This is a genomic window from Shewanella sp. T24-MNA-CIBAN-0130, from assembly GCF_040310185.1.
GTDB lineage: Bacteria > Pseudomonadota > Gammaproteobacteria > Enterobacterales > Shewanellaceae > Shewanella > Shewanella psychromarinicola.
The window spans coordinates 1-1,340 of the sequence record NZ_JBEOPP010000118.1 but is presented as its reverse complement, the minus strand read 5'-3'; the positions used below and the strand labels follow the sequence as shown (position 1 = coordinate 1,340).

The following is a 1,340-nucleotide window of genomic DNA, read 5'->3' as shown; positions in this document are numbered from 1 at the left end:
TGAGCTCTCATTGACCGCCCCCTCTATTTAATTATTGGATGATTTTAAGGGGTGACAACAATCCTGACACAGGGGGGTTATGTGAACTATCTAGTGAGAGTCCGGTGAACTACGCCTTGGCTAGAGTTATATTCCAGGGTAAGAGCTTATTGAGATCGCAGTTAGCGTACGATAGTTGTTCCAGACAGTGTTCGATGTAATCGAAAGGGATTAAGCCGTTGGCTTTGGCGGTTTATAACGAAAGAAAAACTATGCCGAACACATGCTGCCCAATTTCATAAGTGTGCTGGTATTACTGTCATTTAACTGTAAGGATCCAGTTTCTATTCGGCATAGTTTAATCCTAGAACTACAGGCTGGTGAGAAAACCTAACAACTTATCGCTCGGTTTATAGTGAAGATCACTGTGCTTATTAAATGGCGCTACTTTCGCTAATGCCGCTTCCTTCAGTGCCATATGAGCATGTAAGTATCTTTGTGTCGTTTGTGTAGATTCATGTCCAAGCCACATCGCTATTACCGTGGTATCAACACCGGCGCTAAGCAGTGAGCTTACGGCAGCATAGTTCAACTTCTATCTTGTAAACTGATTTAATGATCGCTACTCAATAATCAGGATGCAATCATGTCAAATTCAGACCTATTATCGACACTCTCCACTGCTTTTGAGTGCTGGCGTAGCAACAGAAATGGCCGTCAGGTACCAACCCCAAATACATTACGTGAACAAGCCGTTGGATTACTCGAACATTATTCTTCTAGCAAAATAACATCCGTGCTACGGATAAGTGGCAGCCAGCTTAAACAGTGGCGAAATAGCATTAGCCCTCCTGTAAATAACCCCCAGTTTGTGCACCTACCCATTTTAGCACCGTCTACGCAAACAACTTTTAACGTAGAGCTCAAGTTCTTTCAGGGAGATACGATGTCTTTATAAGGCATTGACGATCCACAGACCCTTATTTCGCTGATCAGGGCGTTGAAATCGTGATACATCTGACTGCTGATAAGCATATATTAATCGCTATTGCACCTGCCGACTTTCGTCAGGGGATTGATGGCTTAGCGGCACTATGCCGCTATAAATTATCCGCTAACCCTCGCTCTGGCTCGGTGTTCGTCTTTATTAACCGCAATAAAACCATGGTCCGTGCATCATCGTATGACGGCACCGGTTTTTGGTTGATGACCAAACGATTATCAAAAGGCAGGTTTTTACATTGGCCTGATTCAAGCCAAAATATTGAACCGTTCATCGCCAAACAGTTACGGCAGCTGTTGCTGAACTGCGATCCAATGTGGCAAAAACACGATCTTATTTAAGTCAAAAAAACAGCAAT

General features: G+C 43.4%; 3 protein-coding genes and 1 pseudogene. 2 read left to right on the top strand and 2 right to left on the bottom strand.

The window, feature by feature from the left end:
* Positions 1 to 109: 109 nt before the first annotated feature.
* Positions 110 to 232 (bottom strand): annotated as a pseudogene (locus AAEZ02_RS21695) (transposase domain-containing protein); the annotation flags it as partial.
* A 117-nt stretch (positions 233 to 349) separates the two neighbouring features.
* Positions 350 to 571 carry a site-specific integrase gene (locus AAEZ02_RS21690; RefSeq protein WP_124013319.1) on the bottom strand — a complete coding sequence of 74 codons (222 nt, stop codon included), beginning with the start codon at positions 569 to 571 and terminating at the stop codon, positions 350 to 352.
* Positions 572 to 625: 54 nt separating this feature from the next.
* Between AAEZ02_RS21690 and AAEZ02_RS21685 the strand changes: the two genes are divergently transcribed.
* The gene (locus tag AAEZ02_RS21685) at positions 626 to 937 is read left to right on the top strand and encodes a hypothetical protein (protein WP_124013318.1); all 312 of its coding nucleotides are present in this window, start codon (positions 626 to 628) and stop codon (positions 935 to 937) included.
* A 50-nt stretch (positions 938 to 987) separates the two neighbouring features.
* Positions 988 to 1,323 carry an IS66 family insertion sequence element accessory protein TnpB gene (gene tnpB / locus AAEZ02_RS21680; protein ID WP_164839458.1) on the top strand — a complete coding sequence of 112 codons (336 nt, stop codon included), beginning with the start codon at positions 988 to 990 and terminating at the stop codon, positions 1,321 to 1,323.
* The last annotated feature ends 17 nt before the right edge of the window (positions 1,324 to 1,340 follow it).

What these genes read in the sequence shown, in the direction of transcription:
- AAEZ02_RS21685 (WP_124013318.1), top strand. Translation starts at nt 626, where the DNA reads ATGTCAAATTCAGACCTATTATCGACACTCTCCACTGCTTTTGAGTGC.